The following is a 19,134-nucleotide window of genomic DNA, read 5'->3' as shown; positions in this document are numbered from 1 at the left end:
CAGGAATGAGAGGTTTATCGCTTATTGCCATCAGAATTCTGGACAAAATGGAGATCTGTTGCTGTACTGTATTTGACACACATTTTGTGTCCAACATTCACGTAAAGGTAAGTTTGATGTCTAAGATTAAAGGTAGCGTTAAGTGGTTCAATGAATCTAAAGGTTTTGGTTTCATTACCCCTGAAGATGGCAGCAAAGATGTTTTCGTTCATTTCTCTGCTATTTCCAGCCAGGGCTTCAAGACCCTTGCTGAAGGCCAACGCGTAGAGTTCGAAATCACCAATGGTGCCAAAGGCCCGTCGGCTGCTAACGTTATCGCTATCTGACTTTAGCCGATTACTTAAAAACCCGCCGAAGCGGGTTTTTTTTTGCCTGTAATACGCAGAAGATGTTGCCTGTAATACGCAGAGTATTACGCCGGTTTTTTCACCAGCGTCATAAACAGCACGATGGCAATCGCGTAGCATCCGAGCATGGTCAGCGCCATCGAGAGCGCTGGCATACTGCCAAAGCCGGTGACGGGCACGGCAATCGCACCCAGCGCAAACATGCATACGCCCAGCAGTGCCGACGCGCTGCCCGCATTTTTCCCCTGACTTTGCATCGCCAGCGATCCCGCATTCGGGCTGACAATCCCGATCACCATCACCGAGAAGAACAGCGGTATCAGCAGCATAATCAGCGGTGCGCCAAGGCTTGCGGCAATCACCAGCGCGACAGAGGCTACGGCAGCAATACACAATCCGGTTTTAACCAGCGCCATTTCGCCATAGCGACGGCTAAAGCGCGTTGATACCTGCGCGGAAATCACTAACCCGATGCCGTTAACGGCAAAACACAGGCTGAACATCTGCGGGCTGAGGTGGTAAATCTGCTGTAACACGAAGGGCGATGCGCCGATGTAGGCAAACATTCCTGCCATCACGAACCCCTGCGTCAGGCACAACCCCATAAACGGACGGTGCCTGAGCAGCGAAAAGACCGAGCCGAGCATACTGAAAATTCCGCCTTGCGAACGGCGTTCCTGCGGCAAGGTTTCATGCAGTTTCAGCGCAGCGGAAGCAAACAGCATGATGGAGATCACCGCCAGTACGCCGAAAATCCCCCGCCAGTTCATCCAGCTCAGCATCGCACCACCCAGCACCGGCGCAATGATCGGTGCCAGCCCGTTAACCAGCATCAGTAACGCAAAGAACCGCGTGAGTTCATGCCCGTTGTATAAATCTCTGGCGACGGCGCGGGACAATACCGCGCCACCTGCACCGGCGATCCCCTGCAATAAGCGGGCGACGATCAGCTGATGGATATCCTGCGCCATGGCACACCACACCGACGCCGCCAGCAGCAGAGCCAGCGACCATAACAGCGGGCGAATACGGCCATAACGATCGCTGAGCGGACCAAAGATCAGCTGGCCGAAACCGAGGCCGAGTAAACCGGCAGTGAGGCTTAGCTGGGCGCTGGCGGTCGAGGTATTCAGCTCTCCGGCCAGCTCCGGCAGAGCCGGTAAATACAGGTCGGTACACAACGGACCGAGTGCCGCGAGTGAGCCGAGAACCAGGGCGTAGCCGAGGCGTTTTTCATGCAAGTGAGCGCTCATGGTGAAGAGTTATTCCGGTTTGGGGGAGAGAAAATCCGTGTTGAACAGATCCTGAAAGTAGCGATGGTATAAGGCTTCCAGGCGCTCTGCATCAGCGTGAGCGGTAGTCAGGCGGCGGAATGCGGTGCCTTCGCAGATGACCGCCAGGCTTTCCACTTTTGCGGTCATTTCGGCATCTGAAAACTGCGGGAAACTTTTACTTAAGAAGGATTTTGCTTCATTGAACAGTTGTTTTTCTGAGTCACGCCAGATCTTCTCTACCACCGGATTGCGGGTCGCTTCGGCAGCGACTTCGAGCATCAGGGCGTGATCTATTTCGGCCTGTTCTTTTTGTTCCATGCAGATGTCTTCTTTAAACGGCGAGCTCAGATTGCCGATGCGCCGGTGCGCCAGATTGTGCGCTACCTGCTGTAAATTATGGGCATTACCGGTGATCAGCTGAATTTTATTCGTCACCATCCGGCGAACAATTTCTTCGATGATGGCGTCTTTATTGTCGAAGTAGCGGTAAATCTGTCCCACGCTGAGCTGTGACGTTTTGGCGATTTCAGCCATACCGGCACCGTGAAAACCATGTTTGCGAAAACACAGGCGGGCGGCGGCGATGATCTGGTCACGTCGGGCGTTGATGCGCGCGTCTTTAGTGCAGGTTTGTGGGGCAAGCATGGATGTCCTGGCGGGTCGCCGTTAATGGGTGTGAACGATCATTCTCAATTATAGGCAATAAGGTCCGGCAGGTAAATATTTGTATGATGAAGACGGCAAAACGGCGCATTCCAGAGAAATGCGCCGTCAGCTTAAAGAGGGGTATCACAACCTGCAGGCGGTGTGATTAAGCGAAGTACGCCTGGAAAAAAGCGGCGACGGTCAGGACGCAAAGGGCCACAACCAGATATTCGGATGACGTTTTTGGAGCAGAAAACATGGCATACCTCATGTGTACATGAATGAACCGGAATTGATGCTGGCCATTATCACGGCAGAACATGAAGGAAACATTAAGACAAAGGAGAGGAAGCGGAACGCAGGTCACAAAAATGAAGCCACGGCGGCGTCTCAGAGCAGAAAAGAGATCGCCGCCGGGGTGAGTCAGTGCGCGCTGTACCAACTGACCAGTGCAAACGCCAGCAGGGTCATGGCGAGTGAACCGGCGAGATTGAGCGCCATATTGAGTAAGGCTGCGCCAAAACGACCGTCCTGCAACATGTACACCACTTCGAGCGAGAAGGTGGAAAACGTGGTTAACCCGCCGCAAAAGCCGGTGGTGATCAGCATTTTCCATACCGGATCAAGATGCGTCATCCGGCTGAAAATGGCGATACACAGCCCGATGATAAATGCGCCGACCAGATTGACCGTCAATGTGCCGGCAGGCAGCACCGGGCTCATTCCGTTCATTTTCAGGCTGACATACCAACGGACAACGCTGCCAATACCGCCGCCAATAAAAACTGCAAGTAAGGTGCTGAACATAGAAAACCTTATAAACAGAGAAAAAACAGAAAGGTCCGGGCGCGATGCTACGAACCTCTCGCGAGATTGCGTAGACATCATCAGCCGGTAAAGGCGGTTTGGGAGGAATGTCATCTCCATACAGCAGGGGCTGATTTTAGCGTAAAACGTCAGCCCATCGCCAGCACAATGGCATCGGCAATCAGATCGACTTTATCTGCGTGGATCTGGCTGGTGCTGATGCGGATAAACTGCCCCGGTCCGATGCGGCAGCGCTCTCCCGGCAACACGGCGATACCGCGCGCGGCCAGCGTCACCAGCGCGAACTGCTCTGACGGCACCGGGATCCACATCGCCAGCCCGTCGCGCTCAGGGATGTTCACACCGCGGATGCGCAGGGCATCTGACATTGCCTTGCGCCGTGCGGCATAAATCGCTTTGGCATGCGTAATCCCTTCCTGAGTGTTCTGATCCTTAATCAGCCATGCCAGCGCTTGTTGCAAAATGCGGCTCGACCAGCCTGCGCCAAAGTTACGGAAAGATTTGATTTGCTTAACAAGATCTTCAGAACCGGAAAGCACGGCCAGCCGTAAATCCGGGCCATAGGCTTTTGAATAGGAGCGCACGTGTACGGTGCGCTCCGGCAGGACGCTGCCCATGCTGACCGGCGGATAAGCGGAGAGCTGTCCGATGCCATCGTCTTCGATAATCAGTGCATTGCTCCCGGCGAGAATGGCCGCCAGTGCCGCAAAACGTTCTGCATCAGGTGCATGGCCGCAATGGGAATGAGTGCGGGGCTGGAAAATAAATGCCGACGGATTTTTGGCCAGCGCGTGGCTCAGTGATTCCGGGATCGGGCCGAATTCATCACATTTTACCGGCACCACCTGCGCGCCGAGATTATCCAGCATATCCAGCAATCGCGTGGCCGTCGGGTCTTCAATCGCGACCACTGAGCCCTGCATCAGTAAGGTTTGCAGTGCCAGATTCATCGCATCGAACCCGCCGTCAGCCGCCATAAACGCCGGTGCGTCATACGGCCAGTCAGGTTTCACCGCCTCCAGTAATGCCGGGGCAATGGCTTCGCGCTGATAGCTGTTGAGGTTATCGGCGCTGACCCCTTGCTGCATAGCTTCATGCAGATCTGGCAACAGCGCGGGATCGGGCGAAGACAGCGCCAGATCGGCGATGATGTGCTCACCAAAGTTACCGATTTTTTCAAAACGGGCAGGGCGCGGTGAAAGCATGTCGCCGCAAACCCAGACGCCATTTCTGCCGCGTCCGGCAATGACTTTTTGCCGACGCAGCTGGCCCCAGGCGGCGGAAACCGTGGCCGGGCTGACGCCTAACGCCTGCGCCAGCTCACGAACGGCAGGCAGATGGGTACCAATTTCGATCACGCCCGAGCGGATCAGCGCCGCCGTTTCAATCGCAATACCCCGCATTGAACGGTCCTGCAATTGTATTGCTAACCATTCTGCGTCCAGCGTTTTTTCCGGGGAGTTTTCAGCCATTTTTTTGCCTTTTGTTCAGTAACAAAGATTCTATTGTACATATTAATTTATGCCATTAGTATCAAACTTAGCCAACGGAGGCGATAAAATAATCATGCTGTCGTGAACATCATCTCCTTCGTAAAAGAATCTAATGCGTTTGTGGACGAGTTTGTGAACGAATGATGAACAAACTGCGCAGCGCAGCATTGTCTTTCTGCATATCAAATGCTGACACTTAAGGGGATAGATGTGACGATTACCATCAGGCTGGCCGTTCGTGACTGGGATTATTTTACGCCACTGGCGTTGGGCGATCTTAAACCTGAAGGGTTTACCCTCGAGATTGATCGTGTGGGTACGCTGGTCGATAACCTGGCGACCAGCGAGAAGTACGACGCCGGTGAAGTCTCTTTCAGCCGCTATGCCCAGGGCCGCGCCCGTGGTGAAACCGATCTGCTGGCCATACCGCACTTCCTGATGCGCGGTTTTCGTCAGCGCTGCATTATCACCCGCGAAGACAGCCCGCTGACCGAGCTGTCGCAACTGGCGGGTAAACGCATCGGCCTTACCGGCTGGCAGGATTCAGGCAATACCTGGACCCGTACGCTGCTGGCGCTGGAAGGCGTGGGTATCGAAGACGCTAACTGGTACGTGGGCCGTCTGACGCAGGCGCACCCGATTGTTGATCGCCTGGCGGGTTTTGGCCGCGAAGGGCGCATCGAAGCGGTTCCGGGCGAACGTCCTATGATGGAACTGTTGCAGGAAGGCTGGCTGGACGCGATCTTCACGCCATTTATGCCCGACGGCTTCTTTAAACCGGATTCCGGTTTCCGTCAGTTCCAGCCGGATTTCCGCGCGGCTGAACTGGCCTATTTTAACCGCGTGGGTTACATCCCCGGTATTCACTTACTGGCGATCAAACCGGCGCTGGCTGAAGCTCACCCCTGGCTGCCGCAGGCGTTAAGCGACATTATCGATCAGTCTTATGAACTCTGGATGGATAAGCGCGCGAAATACGCCGATACCACGCCGTGGTTGCTGGATGATTTACGCCGCACAGTGGTCGATTTGCCTGCGAACTGGAATGCAAACGGTTTCGCCGCCAACGAAAAAATGATCGACGATTTTGCTTATGAATTACATGCCCAGGGGCTGACCGCTCAGCGCCTGACGCCGGCAGATTTGTTCCCGCAATTTGCCACCCGTTAATGGCCGGAGAAATCACGATGAAAGTTGCATTAGGTCAGTTTGCCGTTTCCCGCGAGTGGGAAGCTAACGTAGAAACCTGCCTTTCGCTGATGGCGAAATCCCTGGAAGCAGGCGCAGATTTGCTGGTGCTGCCGGAAGGTATTCTGGCGCGCGACATCACTGATCCGGATTTAGTTCTGAAAGCCGCACAACCGCTGGACGGCCCGTTTGTCAGTCAGTTGCTGGCCGCCAGTCGTGGCAATCAGATGACCACCATGATGAGCGTGCATACGCCTGCGCCAGACAATCGTGCCTATAACGTGCTGATTTCTATCCGCAATGGCGAAATTATTTCGCAATACCGCAAGCTGCATTTGTATGACGCTTTCTCGTCTCAGGAATCCAAGAACGTCACCGCGGGCGATGATGTGCCGCCGCTGGTTGAGGTGGCCGGGTTTAACATCGGCCTGATGACCTGTTACGACGTGCGTTTCCCGGAGCTGGCGCGCCGTCTGGTGCTGGATGGCGCAGACGTGCTGGTGCTGCCTGCTGCCTGGGTAAAAGGTCCGCTGAAAGAAATGCATTGGGACATGCTGGTCTCGGTTCGCGCGCTGGAAAATACCAGTTACATGGTGGCAGTGGGTGAATGTGGCGAGCGTAATATCGGCAACAGTATGGTGGTGGATCCGCTGGGCGTGGCGATTGCCCGCGCCGCCGAAGCGCCCGCCCTGATATTTGCCGAGCTGGACAAAGCACGTCTGGCACATGCCCGAAAAGTGTTGCCGGTGCTGGCAAACCGTCGTTTTGGTTTGCCGCAGCTGCACAACGACTGAGCCTGAACCGGCCGGTCCTCAACGGCTGATATTCAGTGCTCAAGGCAGTAACGCGAGCGCCTCACCAGGGAACTCGTTGTAAAGAAAGACCCCAAAAATATCACTCAAAAGAAGTTCGCCACGGAAGGCTCCAATTATAAATACACAACATTCATAAACTCACAGACTGATTTTTTACACAGAGGAATAAGAGATGATGGCAAAACAATTACGTCAGGCCGCGGTGCTGACTGCTGCTTTACTTTCCGTGTCTTCCTTAAATGCTTTTGCTGCTGAAAGTGTTGCGATCCCGACTCAGACGATGGACCCGGCGATCCACGCCAAATTACCTGCGGACATTCAGAAGTCGGGTGTAATGACCTCTGTGAATAATGGCTCTTTCCCTCCTTATGAAATCGTGACCGGCAGCAACGGCCTCGACGGCGCGAGTGCCGATTTGTCCCATGCGCTGGGAGAAGTGCTGGGTGTAAAAATTGAACATGCCTCGGTGACCGGTTTGTCCGGGATCCTCAGCGGTATGGCCGCTGGCCGCTACCAGATGGGCATCGGCCCGATTGGCGATTATCCTGATCGTCAGGCTAAGAATGATTTCGTCGATTTCGTCAAAGAGTTCGTTGTGTTTGGTGTGCGTAAAGGCAACCCGGAAAAGATCAATGCTCTCGGCGATACCTGCGGCAAACGCATTGCCGTGATGGCGGGGGGTTCAGCGGAACAGGTTATCCGCAAGCAGTCTGAGGTGTGCGTGAAAGACGGCAAACCTGCCGTGACCGTGCAATCGTTCAGCGATCAGCCAACCTCCATTCTGGCGGTGCGTTCCAACCGCTCTGACGCATTCTTCTCTTCTCAGGCGCCGCTGACCTATTTTGTTGAGAAAGCCAATGGCCAGCTGGAACTGACCGGTACCGGCCAGCCGAATGGTTTCGGTGATATTTTCCAGGGGACGGTGGTGCCGAAAGACTCAGCGGTGCGGGATGCGATTCTCGCCGGTTATCAGAAGCTTTTTGATAACGGTACCTATGCCATCATCATGAAAAAATGGGGTCTGGAAGGCAACATGATCCAGGCACCGGGCATCAATCTGGCAAAGGCACAACCTAAATGACCGATAAAACGTATAGTTTAAAGCCGGCAGTCAAGGACGACTATACGCAGGATCCACGTCGTAACGTTGAGTTCTCCCATGCGCCACGCAGCGTTGGCCGCTGGGTGGCATGGATTGTGGTGCTGCTGATCGCCGCGGATGTTCTCTGGGGCATCTCGCAGAATAAAAACTTTGAATGGCACGTTGTTGCCCAATGGTTCACGGAAGGTACGGTGATTAAAGGTCTGGGCGTCACGCTCGGCCTGACCGTCGTTTCAATGGTGCTCGGTGTGTTCATTGGTCTGATGCTGGCGATAGCGCGTTTGTCGAACAGCTTATTGCTGCGGCAGCTGGCAGGGCTTTATATCTGGTTCTTCCGGGGTACCCCGCTGCTGGTTCAGCTGTTGTTCTGGTACAACATGTCGACGTTGTTCCCGCGCGTGGTGTTGGGCATTCCGTTTGGCCCTGAATACATGAGCTGGAATACCAATGATTTGATCACACCGCTGACGGCCGCCATTGCGGGGCTGGCGCTGAATGAGGCCGCGTACATGGCAGAAATCATTCGCGCCGGTTTGCTGTCAGTCGATAACGGTCAGGCTGAAACGGCCCAGGCATTTGGCATGAGCCGTGGCCGTGCGCTGCGCCGGATCATTATTCCTCAGGCCATGCGCTCGATCATTCCGCCTACCGGTAACCAGCTGATCAGTATGATCAAAGCGACGTCGCTGGTCAGCGTCATTGCCATGGGTGACCTGTTATATTCGGTGCAAACCGTTTACAACCGGACCTTCGAAGTGGTGCCGATGCTGATGGTTGCGGTGATCTGGTATCTGTTCATCACGTCGTTGCTTAATCTCGGACAGTCCGCCATCGAGCGTTACTACTCCCGTGGCACGCGCCGCACGTTGCCCAGCGTGAAGCGCCGTCAACATGCTGCGGAAGAAAAGGCCGCGCCGATCATGAATTCACCGGGCATGGCCCGAAAGGAGGACTTATGAGTCATTTCCCCTCCGACATCGGGTCATCCGAACCGGCGTCACTGGTGGTTGCCCGTAACGTGCATAAAAGTTACGGCGACAATGAAGTGCTGAAAGGCATAGATCTGGATGTGAAACCCAGCGAAGTTGTGGTCATCCTCGGGCCTTCGGGCTCGGGTAAATCCACATTTTTGCGCTGTATCAATCATCTGGAAGATATCGATCGCGGTTCAATCATGGTGGGTGGCGAGCAGATCGGGTATGAGCTGCGTGGCGAGCGGCTGCATAAATTGTCTGAACGGGCGATTGCACGCCAGCGCCGGGATATCGGTATGGTGTTCCAGCAATTCAATCTTTATCCGCACATGACCGTGCTGCAAAATATTATCGAAGCCCCGGTTGGCGTGCATAAAGAGTCGCGGCAGGAGGCGGAAAAATATGCCCGCGAGCTGCTGGAAAAGGTCGGTCTGAGCGATAAAGCCGATGCTTATCCGCGCCATCTCTCTGGCGGACAGCAACAGCGTGTGGCCATTGCCCGCGCGCTGGCGGTGAAACCTAAACTGATGCTGTTCGATGAGCCGACCTCGGCGCTCGACCCGGAACTGGTGGGCGAAGTGCTGTCGACCATGCGGGATCTGGCGAAGCAGGGCTTAACGATGATTGTTGTGACGCATGAAATTGGTTTTGCGAAAGAGGCGGCAGACCGCGTGGTGTTTATGGATCGCGGTGTTGTGGTCGAACAGGGAACGGCGGGCGAAGTGCTGGTTAATCCACAGCATCCGCGCACGCAGGCCTTCTTAAGCCGCTTTATCTGACGGGCAGCGGTGCAACAAAATCCGGGTCAACATCAAGTTTGCAGCGTATTTCCTCCAGCTGATGGCAGAAGTGCTTTATGAGCAGGTGGTTCTCGCTCATAATCGCCGTCGCTGGTCATAATGCGCACAATACTGGATCCGTTCTGTTACATTTTCGGTTTGTATTAGCGTCGTGAATGGCCGTTAATAATGACAGGTTGTTACCGCTGTTTTCTGGCACTCAGTGTAAAGAAGGTATTTATGGAAGGTCTAAGTATTACTAAATTGTTAGTGGTCGGCGTGCTGATCGTTCTGTTGTTCGGTACCAGCAAGTTGCGCTCTCTGGGCGGTGACCTGGGTGCTGCACTGCGTGGCTTTAAGAAAGCGATGAATGATGATGCTACCCCGGCACCTGCGACAGCTGAAAAAACGGCTGAAGAAGAAAAGCGCGTAGAGCATAAAGACTGAGTATTCCGTACTGAAGTCTCTGGCGTGGCGGCCAAAATAAAAAAGGTTGTTCTCGCGAACAACCTTTTTTGCATTCAGGCATAAAGAAGTAACAAAATATTAAGCGCTGAAGGTGACTTCAGCGCCTCAGATTATTTAACTTCCATCCCTTTCGCTTGCAGATCGGCGTGATAAGACGAACGCACGAACGGACCGCAGGCCGCGTGAGTGAAGCCCATTTCCATCGCGGCTTCTTTCATCTGATCGAACTCTTCCGGGCTTACGTAACGTTGCACTGGCAGGTGGTGACGGCTTGGCTGAAGGTACTGGCCGAGCGTCAGCATGGTCACCCCGTGACGGCGCAGATCGCGCATCACTTCGATAATTTCTTCGTTAGTTTCACCCAGCCCCACCATCAGGCCTGACTTGGTAGGCACTTCCGGATGCGCTTCTTTGAAACGTTGCAGCAGGGTCAGCGACCACTCGTAGTTTGCCCCCGGACGCACCTGGCGGTAAACGCGCGGAACGTTTTCCAGGTTGTGGTTGAAGACGTCTGGCGGTGTCTCATTGAGAATGTCCAGCGCGCGATCCATACGGCCACGGAAATCAGGCACCAGCGTTTCGATTTTAATCGTCGGGTTTTTGAGACGAATGGCGGCAATACAATCGGCAAAGTGCTGAGCACCGCCGTCGCGCAGATCGTCACGGTCAACCGAGGTGATCACCACATAACGCAGGCCCATATCCGCAATGGTCTGTGCCAGTTTTTCAGGCTCGTTAGTGTCTGGCGCGGTCGGGCGGCCATGGGCCACGTCGCAGAACGGGCAGCGGCGCGTACAAATGGCGCCGAGGATCATAAAGGTCGCGGTGCCGTGGTTAAAGCATTCTGACAGATTCGGGCAGGCCGCTTCCTCACAAACGGAGTGCAGGCCGTTCTTGCGCAGTGCCGCTTTGATGCCCTGAATTTTGGATGAGTCGGCAGGCAATTTGATTTTCATCCATGCCGGCTTACGTAACATTTCCTGCCGGTCGCTGACCACGGTTTTCACCGGGATTAACGCCATCTTATCTGCATCGCGGTATTTAACGCCGCGTTCCATCTGAATCGGTTTACTCATAGTCTTGCAGCTTCCAGGTTTGTCTCTCGTAACTCGAGATTTTTCAGGACATTCAATGAACTGGCTGATTCATCAAAAAAAGTAGAAATAATGCGGAAATTATATCATTGAAGCATCACTTCGTTCAGCCCTTCGTCATGACATGAAGTGCTAAATGCTGCAAATATTTAACCTGAGTCACACCCTGAAGAGATAATCGCGGGTTATGCATTATCATAATCAACTGAAAATAAAAGGTATTTACCGGGTGTGGCGGGCGAGGCAGGAGGGTGTTAATGGTGTGTAAATTTTTAACTGCCCGTGGAAATTTACAAGAGGAAAACCGGTATTCCCCCGGGCATCGGGTTAATCTTTCAGACGTTACGAACGAGAACGCTTTTCCTGCCCGGCGAACGCAACATCAATAGCATCGATAATCATGCTCAAGGTTTTGTCGCTCTTGGCGGTTTTGTTGTAATACATGATCACGCTGTATGACAGTGTGGGAATTTCGCAGCTCAGTTTTTGCACTTTGAACGTGGGGGCGAACATATCCACCATCTTTTCCGGCAAAATGCCCAGCAGATCAGTATTGGCAACCATTGAGAGAATATTGATCGCGTTATAACTGGTGAACACAATCGGGCGATCGGGCAGGGATTCACTGAGCTCAAACTGCATTCTTCTCAGGTCGCTGGCATTGGTCATGATCGTCGTTTGCGGCATGGTCAGCGCCTGTTCAGTCGTCAGCGTTTTGCTCACGGTCGGATGGTTCTCGCGGCACACAAATACGGTGTGATCCGACATCAGCGTGCAGCCCCTGAGCGATTTGTTGAACAACGGGCTGGTGTCGATCACTAAATCGGCACGGTGCTGGATCAGGGTATCTTCAGGATCACTGAGCGGAAGGTGCTTCAGGGTGTAGTTACAGTTTATTTTCTCAAGTTCTTTGAGGATCAGCGGGAAAGTAATCAGCGCAATGTAGGGGAAACAACTCACCGTCAGTACGCGAGATTTATCATTATCGTGCGTGAAGTCCAGCCCGGTGAGAATGGCGCTGAGTCCCTGACTGATGTGTTTATGCAAGTTAGTGGCATAGGCTGTCGGGCTGATGCCCTGGCCGTTGCGAATAAACAAAGGATCAGGGAAGGTATTGCGTAGCTTTTGAATAGACTGGCTGACCGACGACGGAGTCAGGTTCAGCGCTTTTGCTGCATGAACAATGCCTTTGTGCAGATACACCGCTTCAAAAACTGTCAGCAGGTTGAGATCCAAATTGCGGAGCTTATTCAGGCTGGCACTAATATCTTTATCATCCATAAAACATTCCTGACAGTGTTGAAGACTGTCCCGGCGTGCGGGTGGCCGGGGGTGCGCTTATCCGTAAGCGATCAGATGCTTTGCGATACTTAACCCGGTGATACTAAACCAAATCTCGCCGTAAAACTCGTTATTAGTCGTTTTGCCTGCCTGATACACAATCCGGCATCACAGGGTGGGGGAGGAATATGCCTCCGGCCGCCATGGAAGATCATCAACCTGCAGATAATTAAGTTGATGATTAAAAGATTTTACCAGTACAGGCATGACGTCATCAACCGTCAGCCCCGGCTTCTCAAGACTGGCCTGCGTCATTTCCAGCCCGGCGTAACCGCAAGGGTTGATACGATGGAAAGGTTCCAAATCCATATCAATGTTCAGCGCCAGACCATGCAGTGAGCATCCTTTGCGAATGCGCAGCCCGAGAGAGCAGATTTTTTTGCCATCAACATACACACCCGGCGCATCGGCACGCGGATAGGCATCAATGGAAAAATGCGCCAGCGTATCAACAACGGTCTGTTCGATGGCGGTAACTAGCTGGCGTACGCCGAGCTTTTTCCGCTTCAAATCTACCATCACGTACATCACCTGCTGGCCGGGGCCGTGGTAGGTCACCTGGCCGCCGCGATCGCTCTGGACAACAGGAATATCACCCGGCATCAGCACGTGTTCTGCTTTGCCCGCCTGACCCTGAGTAAAGACGCGGTGATGCTGAACCAGCCAGATCTCATCCAAAGAGTCGGCTGTACGGTGTTCAGTGAAATGATGCATAGCCAGTGAAACCGGTTCATAAGGCTGCAGGCCAAGCTGGCGCAGTACGATACGTTCTTGCGGATTTTGTGATTGCACGGCGGTTATCGTCATCAGAAGGGGAAAAACCGCGCGAGAGAGTCGCTCAGGCGCGGATCATTCAGAAAGGGCTTACAGCACCATGCGGACAATTTCGATGTTACCCAGCTCATCGTACAGGGTTTCGACCTGATCGATGTGCGTGGCAGTGATCGTAATAGAAACGGAGTGGAAATTCCCTTTGCTGCTCGGTTTTACCTGAGGATTGTAATCGCCAGGCGCATGGCGTTGCACGACTTCCACAACCTGGTCCACCAGCTCGGGTTGTGCCAGGCCCATTACTTTGTAGGTAAAGGTGCAAGGGAATTCGAGCAGTTCGTTCAGTTTGGTTTTCATGTGCACTCCAGCGTGTTGTACCGCGTATTAAGTATTGTCTCTGAAAGTATAACTCCCGCCGGAGCGGGAGCTAATATCTATACCCACTATATGGGTACTGTTGCAAACTATTTCAAGCAGGCAAATTAACCAAACCAGTGATGGAACATCAGTTTGATGTAATCCACGATACGCCCGAAGAAACCGCCTTCTTTCACTTCGTTCATGACAACCAGAGGGCGCTCATCAATGGTTTTGCCATCAAGCTGGAAGTTGATCGAGCCGACCACCTGATTTTTCTGCAATGGTGCGTGCAGTTCTGGCGTATTGATGACGTAACTGGCTTTCAAATCTTTCATACGACCGCGAGGGATGGTCAGGTAAGCATCTTTTTCCACGCCCAGCGCCACACGATCGGTATCACCAAACCAGACGGGTTCAGATGCGAACTCTTTGCCTGCTTTGAGCGGAGAAACGGTTTCGAAGAAACGGAAGCCCCAGGTCAGCAGCTTTTTGCTTTCAACTTCACGCCCTTTGTAGGTGTGACCACCCATCACCGCTGAGATCAGACGCATCTGGCCTTCAGTCGCTGAAGCCACCAGGTTATAACCTGCAGATTCGGTATGACCGGTTTTGATGCCATCCACGTTCAGGCTGTTATCCCACAGTAAACCGTTACGGTTCATCTGGCGGATATTGTTAAAGGTGAATTCTTTCTCTTTGTAGGTGGCGTACTCTTCCGGCACATCGCGGATCAGTGCCTGGCCGATCAACGCCATATCACGCGCCGAGCTGTACTGGCCTTCCGCATCCAGACCATGAACTGTACCGAAGTGGGTATTTTTCAGGCCGAGCGCGTTGACGTAGTTATTCATCATGGCAACGAAGGCGTCCTGACTGCCGGCGACATGGTCAGCCATCGCCACGCAGGCATCATTACCTGATTGTAAAATAATGCCACGGTTCAGTTCAGAAACCGGCACGCGATCGCCCGGTTTGAGGAACATCAGGGAAGAACCTTTGAAGACCGGGTTGCCGGTTGCCCAGGCATCCTGGCCGACGGTGACGATATCGGTCGGGCTGATTTTACCTGCTTTGATGGACTGACCGATCACGTAGCTGGTCATCATTTTAGTCAGGCTGGCCGGGTCACGACGCGCATCGGCATTCATTTCTGCCAACACTTTGCCGGAGTTGTAGTCGATCAGGACATAGGCTTCTGCATCAATTTGCGGAACGCCAGGGATCATTGTTTTTAAATTAACATCGTCGGCATAAGCGGACGCTGCACTGAAGGAGATGACGGTGCCAAATGCGAGGCTTTTGACGAGACGTGAAGTGTTTACAAGTTTCATGATCGGGACAACAACATCCGTAGGAGTAGGTGATAAACGTGCGTCACTATAGCAGAAGAGTCAGACGTCAGACATCTGCGATTACCGGCGCTTACTGATTTTTACTTATGAAACAGGGCTTACGCCCTGTTCCAATCGGTTACATACCGGCTGTGACGAAGGATTGCTGCTGTGCTTCGCTGGCCAGTCGTTGTTTCAACTGTTCGGCCTGCTGGCGGGTGCTGAACGGGCCGAGCTGCACGCGATAGGTGCTGCCATTAGCCTGAACTTTTCCTGGCACCGAGAAACGCTGGCTGAGGCTTTTCTGCCAAAGCTGTGCATTTTGCGGATTACTCAGCGCGCCAACCTGAACCATATAGCCTGAGGTCGGGATGGCAGACGTGTGCGCAGATGCTGCCACGGCAGCCGTCGCGGCGACAGGCGCTGCACTGGCCATGACCGGTGCGGCGACAGGTTCACTGCTTTCAAGAACGCCATTACGCAGCGGCGTCGGTGCACTGAGGAAACCTCCGCTGCCGCTGTTACCGGATTGCGTCTCGGCCGTGACGCTGGCATTTCCACTCTCATCATTTGTGAGCGGGGCAGCGCCTGGATTGCTCAGCGTACTGTTGCTGATCGGACGGACATCCGCAGCATTTACCGGTTCAGCAGACAGCGTTGGCGTGCCCATTTCACTGGCCCCTAAACTCGGGCGCGCAGGCAATGCGTAAGACTGTTTGGCGACGGTCGTGCCGATGGTGCCCGGCCCTGTCATCGTGCCGTCCTGCGCCACATTAATGAAATCGATACGTACTTTCGTGCTGTTGGTCAGATTCAGGCGATCGGCGGCGGCTTGTGACAGGTCAATAATTTTACCCGGCACATAAGGACCACGGTCATTGACACGCACGACCAGCATGCGGCCGGTTGCCATGTTCGTCACGCGCACATAGCTTGGGATCGGCAGTGTAGGGTGGGCGGCGGTCATGGCAGTCGGATCAAATTCTTCGCCAATCGCGGTCGTGTTCCCGCCGTTTTCTTGCCCGTACCAGGCTGCCTGACCTACCTGCGAGAAGTTGGACGGATCTTTGACGATTTTATAGGTTTTACCGTTAACGGTATAATCCTGCATCGTGCCCTGGTTATAAGGTTCGTAACGCGGATCAGCCCCGCCGATTTCTACCACAGGGCCATTGTAGGCTTGCTGCGGTGCCGGTTGTTGTTGCTGTGTCTCTTCAGTGGCACAACCACTTAACAGCAAACCGATAATGACAGCTCCAAGCCACTCCTTACGCATTGCTCACCTCTATAAATTTTTTGACATCATTTTTCGATGAGTATGTATCGACATGACGATACCAAACCCTGCCATTAGCACGATGAGTGCTGACCCGCCATAGCTGACCAGAGGCAAAGGTACCCCAACCACCGGGACAATACCACTGACCATGCCGATGTTAACAAACACATAGACAAACAGTATAAGCATCAGGCCGCCGGACATCACCCGCCCAAAGGTTGTCTGGGCATGGGCGGCGATCATCAGTCCGCGCATAATCAGGCATAAGTACAGGCCGAGTAACACCAGAACGCCAATCAGCCCCAGTTCCTCGGCAAGCACGGCAAAGATAAAGTCGGTGTGGCGTTCCGGCAGGAATTCCAGCTGGGACTGGGTGCCGTGCAGCCAGCCTTTACCGGAGAAACCACCTGAGCCGATGGCAATTTTCGACTGAATAATGTGATAGCCCGCCCCGAGCGGATCGCTTTCCGGATCCAGCAACATCATCACGCGGTCGCGCTGATAATCGTGCATCAGGAAGAACCACAGAATCGGGATAAAGGCCGCGACCAGAATGGCGGCGACGGCAATCAGTTTCCAGCTCATGCCTGACAGGAAAAGCACGAACAAGCCGGAAGCGGCGATGAGAATCGAGGTGCCGAGGTCGGGCTGTGCCGCCACCAGCAGGGTAGGGATGAAAATCAGCGCCAGCGCAATGGCGGTATTTTTCAGCGAAGGCGGGCAGACGTCGCGGTTGATAAAACGCGCCACCATCAGCGGTACGGCGATTTTTGCCAGTTCTGACGGCTGGAATTTGATGATGCCCAGATCCAGCCAGCGTTGTGCGCCTTTACTGATACTGCCGAACGCATCCACCAGCACCAGCAGGAATACGCAGAAAATATAGAGATACGGCGCCCAGCTTTCATAGACGCGTGGCGGGATTTGCGCCATGACCAGCATGATCACCAGCCCCATCAGGATCTGGCCGACTTTACGTTCCATCATGCCCATATCCTGACCGCTGGCGCTCCACATCACGAACGCACTGTAGGTCAGTAGCGCAAGAATGATCAGCAGCATCGTCAGGTCGATATGCATTTTCGACCACAATGATCTTTTTTGTTGGTTCTCAGTCATTGCCGGTTAATCACCTTCGGTTCCGGGTGCCACGGGGGCCTCAGCCGGTAATTGTGTCTTGTTGTCGCCCAATAAAATATGGTCGAGGATCTGTCGGGAAATTGTCCCCACCGCCGGACCCGCACCGCCGTTCTCCAGCACCACGGCAACAGCCACGGTGGGCTTGTCGTACGGGGCAAAAGAGGTCATCAGTTTGTGGTCACGCAGATGCTCGGCAATCTTATGCGCATTATAGATTTCATTGGCTTTCAAACCGTAAACTTGTGCTGTACCGGATTTCGCCGCGGCTTTGTAAGGCGCATCAGCAAAATATTTCCTTGCGGTACCGTTCGGCCTGTTGGCTACGCCGTACATGCCGTCTTTGGCAATTTCCCAGTAGCCGGAATGGATATCACCAATTTGCGTGGTTTCCTCCTGGCGATAAGGCACCTGCTTGCCGTCATTTGTGGTACTCAACAACAGATGCGGTGTTTTGACATCCCCGTCATTGATCAACGTCGTCATCGCCTTCATGATCTGTATCGGCGTGGCTGTCCAGTAGCCTTGCCCGATGCCGACCGGAATGGTGTCACCCTGATACCAGGGTTTCTTAAAGCGTTTAAACTTCCAGTCACGGTTTGGCATATTTCCGCTGCGCTCTTCCGATAAATCGATCCCGGTATAATGCCCGTAACCAAATTTGCCCATCCATTCTGAAAGCCGGTCGATACCCATATCGTACGCAACCTGGTAGAAGAAAGTATCGGCGGATTCCTCAAGCGCTTTGGTGACGTTCAGACGCCCGTGCCCCCAGTGTTTCCAGTCGCGATAACGCTTATCCGAGCCTGGTAACTGCCACCAGCCCGGATCAAATAATGAGGTGTTTTTGGTGATCACGCCGGAGGTCAGCGCAGACACAGAAATGTAAGGTTTTACCGTTGAGGCCGGTGGATACACGCCCTGCGTGGTGCGGTTGATCAGCGGTTTATCGGCATCGTTTAGCAGACGGGTGTAATCTTTGCTGGAGATCCCCTCGACGAACAGATTCGGATCGTAGCTTGGGTTGGAAACCAGCGCGCGTATCGCACCATCACGCGGATCGCTCACCACTACCGCCGCGCGGCTGGTGGTCAGGAGTTCTTCAATATACTGCTGCAAAGGCAGATCGATGGTCAGATAAATGTCTTTACCTGCCTGCGGCGGTTCTTCGTGCAACTGGCGGATCACCCGTCCACGGTTATTAACTTCGACTTCTTCGTAACCGGTTTTGCCGTGCAGGGTGTCTTCGTAATAGCGTTCGATGCCGAGTTTGCCGATATCATGCGTGGCCGCGTAGTTTGCCAGAATCCCGTCTTTATCCAGACGTTCCACATCACGATCGTTAATTTTCGACACATAGCCAATGACGTGCGTCAGCGCAGATCCGTAAGGATAGTAGCGGCGCTGATAGCCTTTTACTTCCACGCCGGGGAAGTGAAACTGGTTTACAGAAAAACGGGCGACCTGAACTTCTGTCAGTGCGGTTTTGACCGCAATGGACGTGAAGCGGCGGGAACGCTGACGTTCTTTCTTAAAATTATCGATATCGTCAGAGGTTAAATCGACGATAGGCTTGAGGGCTTCCAGCGTGGCCTGTAAGTCATCCACCTTTTCCGGTACCAGTTCGAGCTGGTAAATGGTGCGGTTTAGCGCCAGGGGGGTGCCGTTGCGGTCATAGATAATCCCGCGGCTGGGCGCAATGGGCACCAGCTTAATCCGGTTATCATTGGAACGGGTCTGGTAGTCCTGAAAACGAACAATTTGCAGGTTATACAGATTGAAGGCCAGGACACCGCTAAGTAGCAGAATGCCGATAAACGCCACCAGTGCACGGCGCACGAAGAGGGCTGATTCAGCCGTATAGTCGCGAAAAGGGTTACGATCTATTTTCATCCCACTACTTAATTC

General features: G+C 53.6%; 19 protein-coding genes and 1 riboswitch. Of the genes, 7 read left to right on the top strand and 12 right to left on the bottom strand.

The genetic code is table 11. The features are described 5' to 3' along the window. Nucleotides 1-116: 116 nt before the first annotated feature. On the top strand, nt 117-326 hold the full coding sequence (gene cspE, locus ED901_RS10925; protein WP_056772010.1) for a transcription antiterminator/RNA stability regulator CspE: 210 nt from the start codon (nt 117-119) through the stop codon (nt 324-326). Nucleotides 327-412: 86 nt separating this feature from the next. Here the strand turns inward: cspE and ED901_RS10920 are convergent, their stop codons facing one another. From ED901_RS10920 to ED901_RS10905, 4 genes are all read right to left on the bottom strand, one after another. Further along, the gene (locus ED901_RS10920) at nt 413-1,600 is read right to left on the bottom strand and encodes a multidrug effflux MFS transporter (RefSeq protein ID WP_056771445.1); all 1,188 of its coding nucleotides are present in this window, start codon (nt 1,598-1,600) and stop codon (nt 413-415) included. A gap of 9 nt (nt 1,601-1,609) precedes the next feature. Beyond that, nucleotides 1,610-2,266 carry a TetR/AcrR family transcriptional regulator gene (locus ED901_RS10915; RefSeq protein WP_122095891.1) on the bottom strand — a complete coding sequence of 219 codons (657 nt, stop codon included), beginning with the start codon at nt 2,264-2,266 and terminating at the stop codon, nt 1,610-1,612. 423 nt (nt 2,267-2,689) lie between these two features. Further along, the gene (gene crcB / locus ED901_RS10910) at nt 2,690-3,073 is read right to left on the bottom strand and encodes a fluoride efflux transporter CrcB (protein ID WP_122095890.1); all 384 of its coding nucleotides are present in this window, start codon (nt 3,071-3,073) and stop codon (nt 2,690-2,692) included. 64 nt (nt 3,074-3,137) lie between these two features. Continuing rightward, nucleotides 3,138-3,200: riboswitch (Fluoride riboswitch) on the bottom strand. A gap of 22 nt (nt 3,201-3,222) precedes the next feature. Continuing rightward, nucleotides 3,223-4,566, bottom strand: coding sequence for an aminotransferase class I/II-fold pyridoxal phosphate-dependent enzyme (locus tag ED901_RS10905; protein ID WP_122095889.1), 1,344 nt, complete (start codon nt 4,564-4,566; stop codon nt 3,223-3,225). 231 nt (nt 4,567-4,797) lie between these two features. On the opposite strand from ED901_RS10905, the gene ED901_RS10900 reads away from it, so the two are divergent. From ED901_RS10900 to tatA, 6 genes are all read left to right on the top strand, one after another. After that, nucleotides 4,798-5,757, top strand: a complete 960-nt coding sequence (locus ED901_RS10900) for a nitrate ABC transporter substrate-binding protein (protein ID WP_122095888.1) — start codon at nt 4,798-4,800, stop codon at nt 5,755-5,757. A 17-nt stretch (nt 5,758-5,774) separates the two neighbouring features. Further along, nucleotides 5,775-6,569 (top strand): deaminated glutathione amidase, encoded by a 795-nt coding sequence (locus ED901_RS10895; protein WP_056771460.1) that lies wholly within the window; start codon nt 5,775-5,777, stop codon nt 6,567-6,569. A 193-nt stretch (nt 6,570-6,762) separates the two neighbouring features. Beyond that, a complete protein-coding gene (locus tag ED901_RS10890) occupies nt 6,763-7,671 on the top strand; it encodes an ABC transporter substrate-binding protein (protein ID WP_122095887.1) in 909 nt (302 codons plus the stop codon). Continuing rightward, nucleotides 7,668-8,651: an amino acid ABC transporter permease gene (locus tag ED901_RS10885; RefSeq protein ID WP_122095886.1), complete on the top strand. Its 984-nt coding sequence runs from the start codon at nt 7,668-7,670 to the stop codon at nt 8,649-8,651. Before ED901_RS10890 ends, ED901_RS10885 begins: the two co-directional genes overlap by 4 nt. Then, nucleotides 8,648-9,445, top strand: a complete 798-nt coding sequence (locus ED901_RS10880) for an amino acid ABC transporter ATP-binding protein (RefSeq protein ID WP_122095885.1) — start codon at nt 8,648-8,650, stop codon at nt 9,443-9,445. Before ED901_RS10885 ends, ED901_RS10880 begins: the two co-directional genes overlap by 4 nt. Nucleotides 9,446-9,685: 240 nt before the next feature. Beyond that, nucleotides 9,686-9,892: a Sec-independent protein translocase subunit TatA gene (tatA, locus tag ED901_RS10875; RefSeq protein ID WP_056771468.1), complete on the top strand. Its 207-nt coding sequence runs from the start codon at nt 9,686-9,688 to the stop codon at nt 9,890-9,892. A gap of 131 nt (nt 9,893-10,023) precedes the next feature. Here the strand turns inward: tatA and lipA are convergent, their stop codons facing one another. From lipA to mrdA, 8 genes are all read right to left on the bottom strand, one after another. Further along, nucleotides 10,024-10,989, bottom strand: coding sequence for a lipoyl synthase (gene lipA / locus ED901_RS10870; RefSeq protein ID WP_056771471.1), 966 nt, complete (start codon nt 10,987-10,989; stop codon nt 10,024-10,026). Nucleotides 10,990-11,349: 360 nt separating this feature from the next. After that, a complete protein-coding gene (locus ED901_RS10865; protein ID WP_056771474.1) occupies nt 11,350-12,288 on the bottom strand; it encodes a YbeF family transcriptional regulator in 939 nt (312 codons plus the stop codon). A 168-nt stretch (nt 12,289-12,456) separates the two neighbouring features. After that, the gene (lipB, locus tag ED901_RS10860; protein ID WP_122095884.1) at nt 12,457-13,155 is read right to left on the bottom strand and encodes a lipoyl(octanoyl) transferase LipB; all 699 of its coding nucleotides are present in this window, start codon (nt 13,153-13,155) and stop codon (nt 12,457-12,459) included. A 57-nt stretch (nt 13,156-13,212) separates the two neighbouring features. Next, nucleotides 13,213-13,476, bottom strand: coding sequence for a DUF493 family protein YbeD (ybeD, locus tag ED901_RS10855; protein WP_056771481.1), 264 nt, complete (start codon nt 13,474-13,476; stop codon nt 13,213-13,215). 125 nt (nt 13,477-13,601) lie between these two features. Beyond that, entirely contained in the window at nt 13,602-14,810 is a 1,209-nt protein-coding gene (dacA, locus tag ED901_RS10850; protein WP_056771485.1) for a D-alanyl-D-alanine carboxypeptidase DacA, read from the bottom strand. Nucleotides 14,811-14,949: 139 nt separating this feature from the next. Further along, on the bottom strand, nt 14,950-16,086 hold the full coding sequence (rlpA, locus tag ED901_RS10845) for an endolytic peptidoglycan transglycosylase RlpA (protein ID WP_122095883.1): 1,137 nt from the start codon (nt 16,084-16,086) through the stop codon (nt 14,950-14,952). Nucleotides 16,087-16,095: 9 nt separating this feature from the next. Further along, nucleotides 16,096-17,208, bottom strand: coding sequence for a peptidoglycan glycosyltransferase MrdB (gene mrdB, locus ED901_RS10840; RefSeq protein WP_056771490.1), 1,113 nt, complete (start codon nt 17,206-17,208; stop codon nt 16,096-16,098). Between the two features lie 6 nt (nt 17,209-17,214). Next, complete coding sequence (mrdA, locus tag ED901_RS10835; protein ID WP_122095882.1) at nt 17,215-19,119, bottom strand: peptidoglycan DD-transpeptidase MrdA; 1,905 nt, start codon at nt 19,117-19,119, stop codon at nt 17,215-17,217. Nucleotides 19,120-19,134: the final 15 nt, after the last annotated feature.

The organism is Rahnella sp. Larv3_ips, assembly GCF_003697865.1.
GTDB lineage: Bacteria > Pseudomonadota > Gammaproteobacteria > Enterobacterales > Enterobacteriaceae > Rahnella > Rahnella rivi.
This window is presented reverse-complemented; position numbering and strand designations above follow the sequence as displayed.

Coding starts and splice junctions, on each gene's coding strand:
- mrdA (WP_122095882.1), bottom strand. CDS start 19,119: ATGAAAATAGATCGTAACCCTTTTCGCGACTATACGGCTGAATCAGCC.
- lipA (WP_056771471.1), bottom strand. CDS start 10,989: ATGAGTAAACCGATTCAGATGGAACGCGGCGTTAAATACCGCGATGCA.
- ED901_RS10915 (WP_122095891.1), bottom strand. CDS start 2,266: ATGCTTGCCCCACAAACCTGCACTAAAGACGCGCGCATCAACGCCCGA.
- ED901_RS10880 (WP_122095885.1), top strand. CDS start 8,648: ATGAGTCATTTCCCCTCCGACATCGGGTCATCCGAACCGGCGTCACTG.
- ED901_RS10920 (WP_056771445.1), bottom strand. CDS start 1,600: ATGAGCGCTCACTTGCATGAAAAACGCCTCGGCTACGCCCTGGTTCTC.
- ED901_RS10895 (WP_056771460.1), top strand. CDS start 5,775: ATGAAAGTTGCATTAGGTCAGTTTGCCGTTTCCCGCGAGTGGGAAGCT.
- ED901_RS10890 (WP_122095887.1), top strand. CDS start 6,763: ATGATGGCAAAACAATTACGTCAGGCCGCGGTGCTGACTGCTGCTTTA.
- tatA (WP_056771468.1), top strand. CDS start 9,686: ATGGAAGGTCTAAGTATTACTAAATTGTTAGTGGTCGGCGTGCTGATC.
- dacA (WP_056771485.1), bottom strand. CDS start 14,810: ATGAAACTTGTAAACACTTCACGTCTCGTCAAAAGCCTCGCATTTGGC.
- cspE (WP_056772010.1), top strand. CDS start 117: ATGTCTAAGATTAAAGGTAGCGTTAAGTGGTTCAATGAATCTAAAGGT.
- ED901_RS10905 (WP_122095889.1), bottom strand. CDS start 4,566: ATGGCTGAAAACTCCCCGGAAAAAACGCTGGACGCAGAATGGTTAGCA.
- mrdB (WP_056771490.1), bottom strand. CDS start 17,208: ATGACTGAGAACCAACAAAAAAGATCATTGTGGTCGAAAATGCATATC.
- crcB (WP_122095890.1), bottom strand. CDS start 3,073: ATGTTCAGCACCTTACTTGCAGTTTTTATTGGCGGCGGTATTGGCAGC.
- ybeD (WP_056771481.1), bottom strand. CDS start 13,476: ATGAAAACCAAACTGAACGAACTGCTCGAATTCCCTTGCACCTTTACC.
- rlpA (WP_122095883.1), bottom strand. CDS start 16,086: ATGCGTAAGGAGTGGCTTGGAGCTGTCATTATCGGTTTGCTGTTAAGT.
- ED901_RS10885 (WP_122095886.1), top strand. CDS start 7,668: ATGACCGATAAAACGTATAGTTTAAAGCCGGCAGTCAAGGACGACTAT.
- lipB (WP_122095884.1), bottom strand. CDS start 13,155: ATGACGATAACCGCCGTGCAATCACAAAATCCGCAAGAACGTATCGTA.
- ED901_RS10865 (WP_056771474.1), bottom strand. CDS start 12,288: ATGGATGATAAAGATATTAGTGCCAGCCTGAATAAGCTCCGCAATTTG.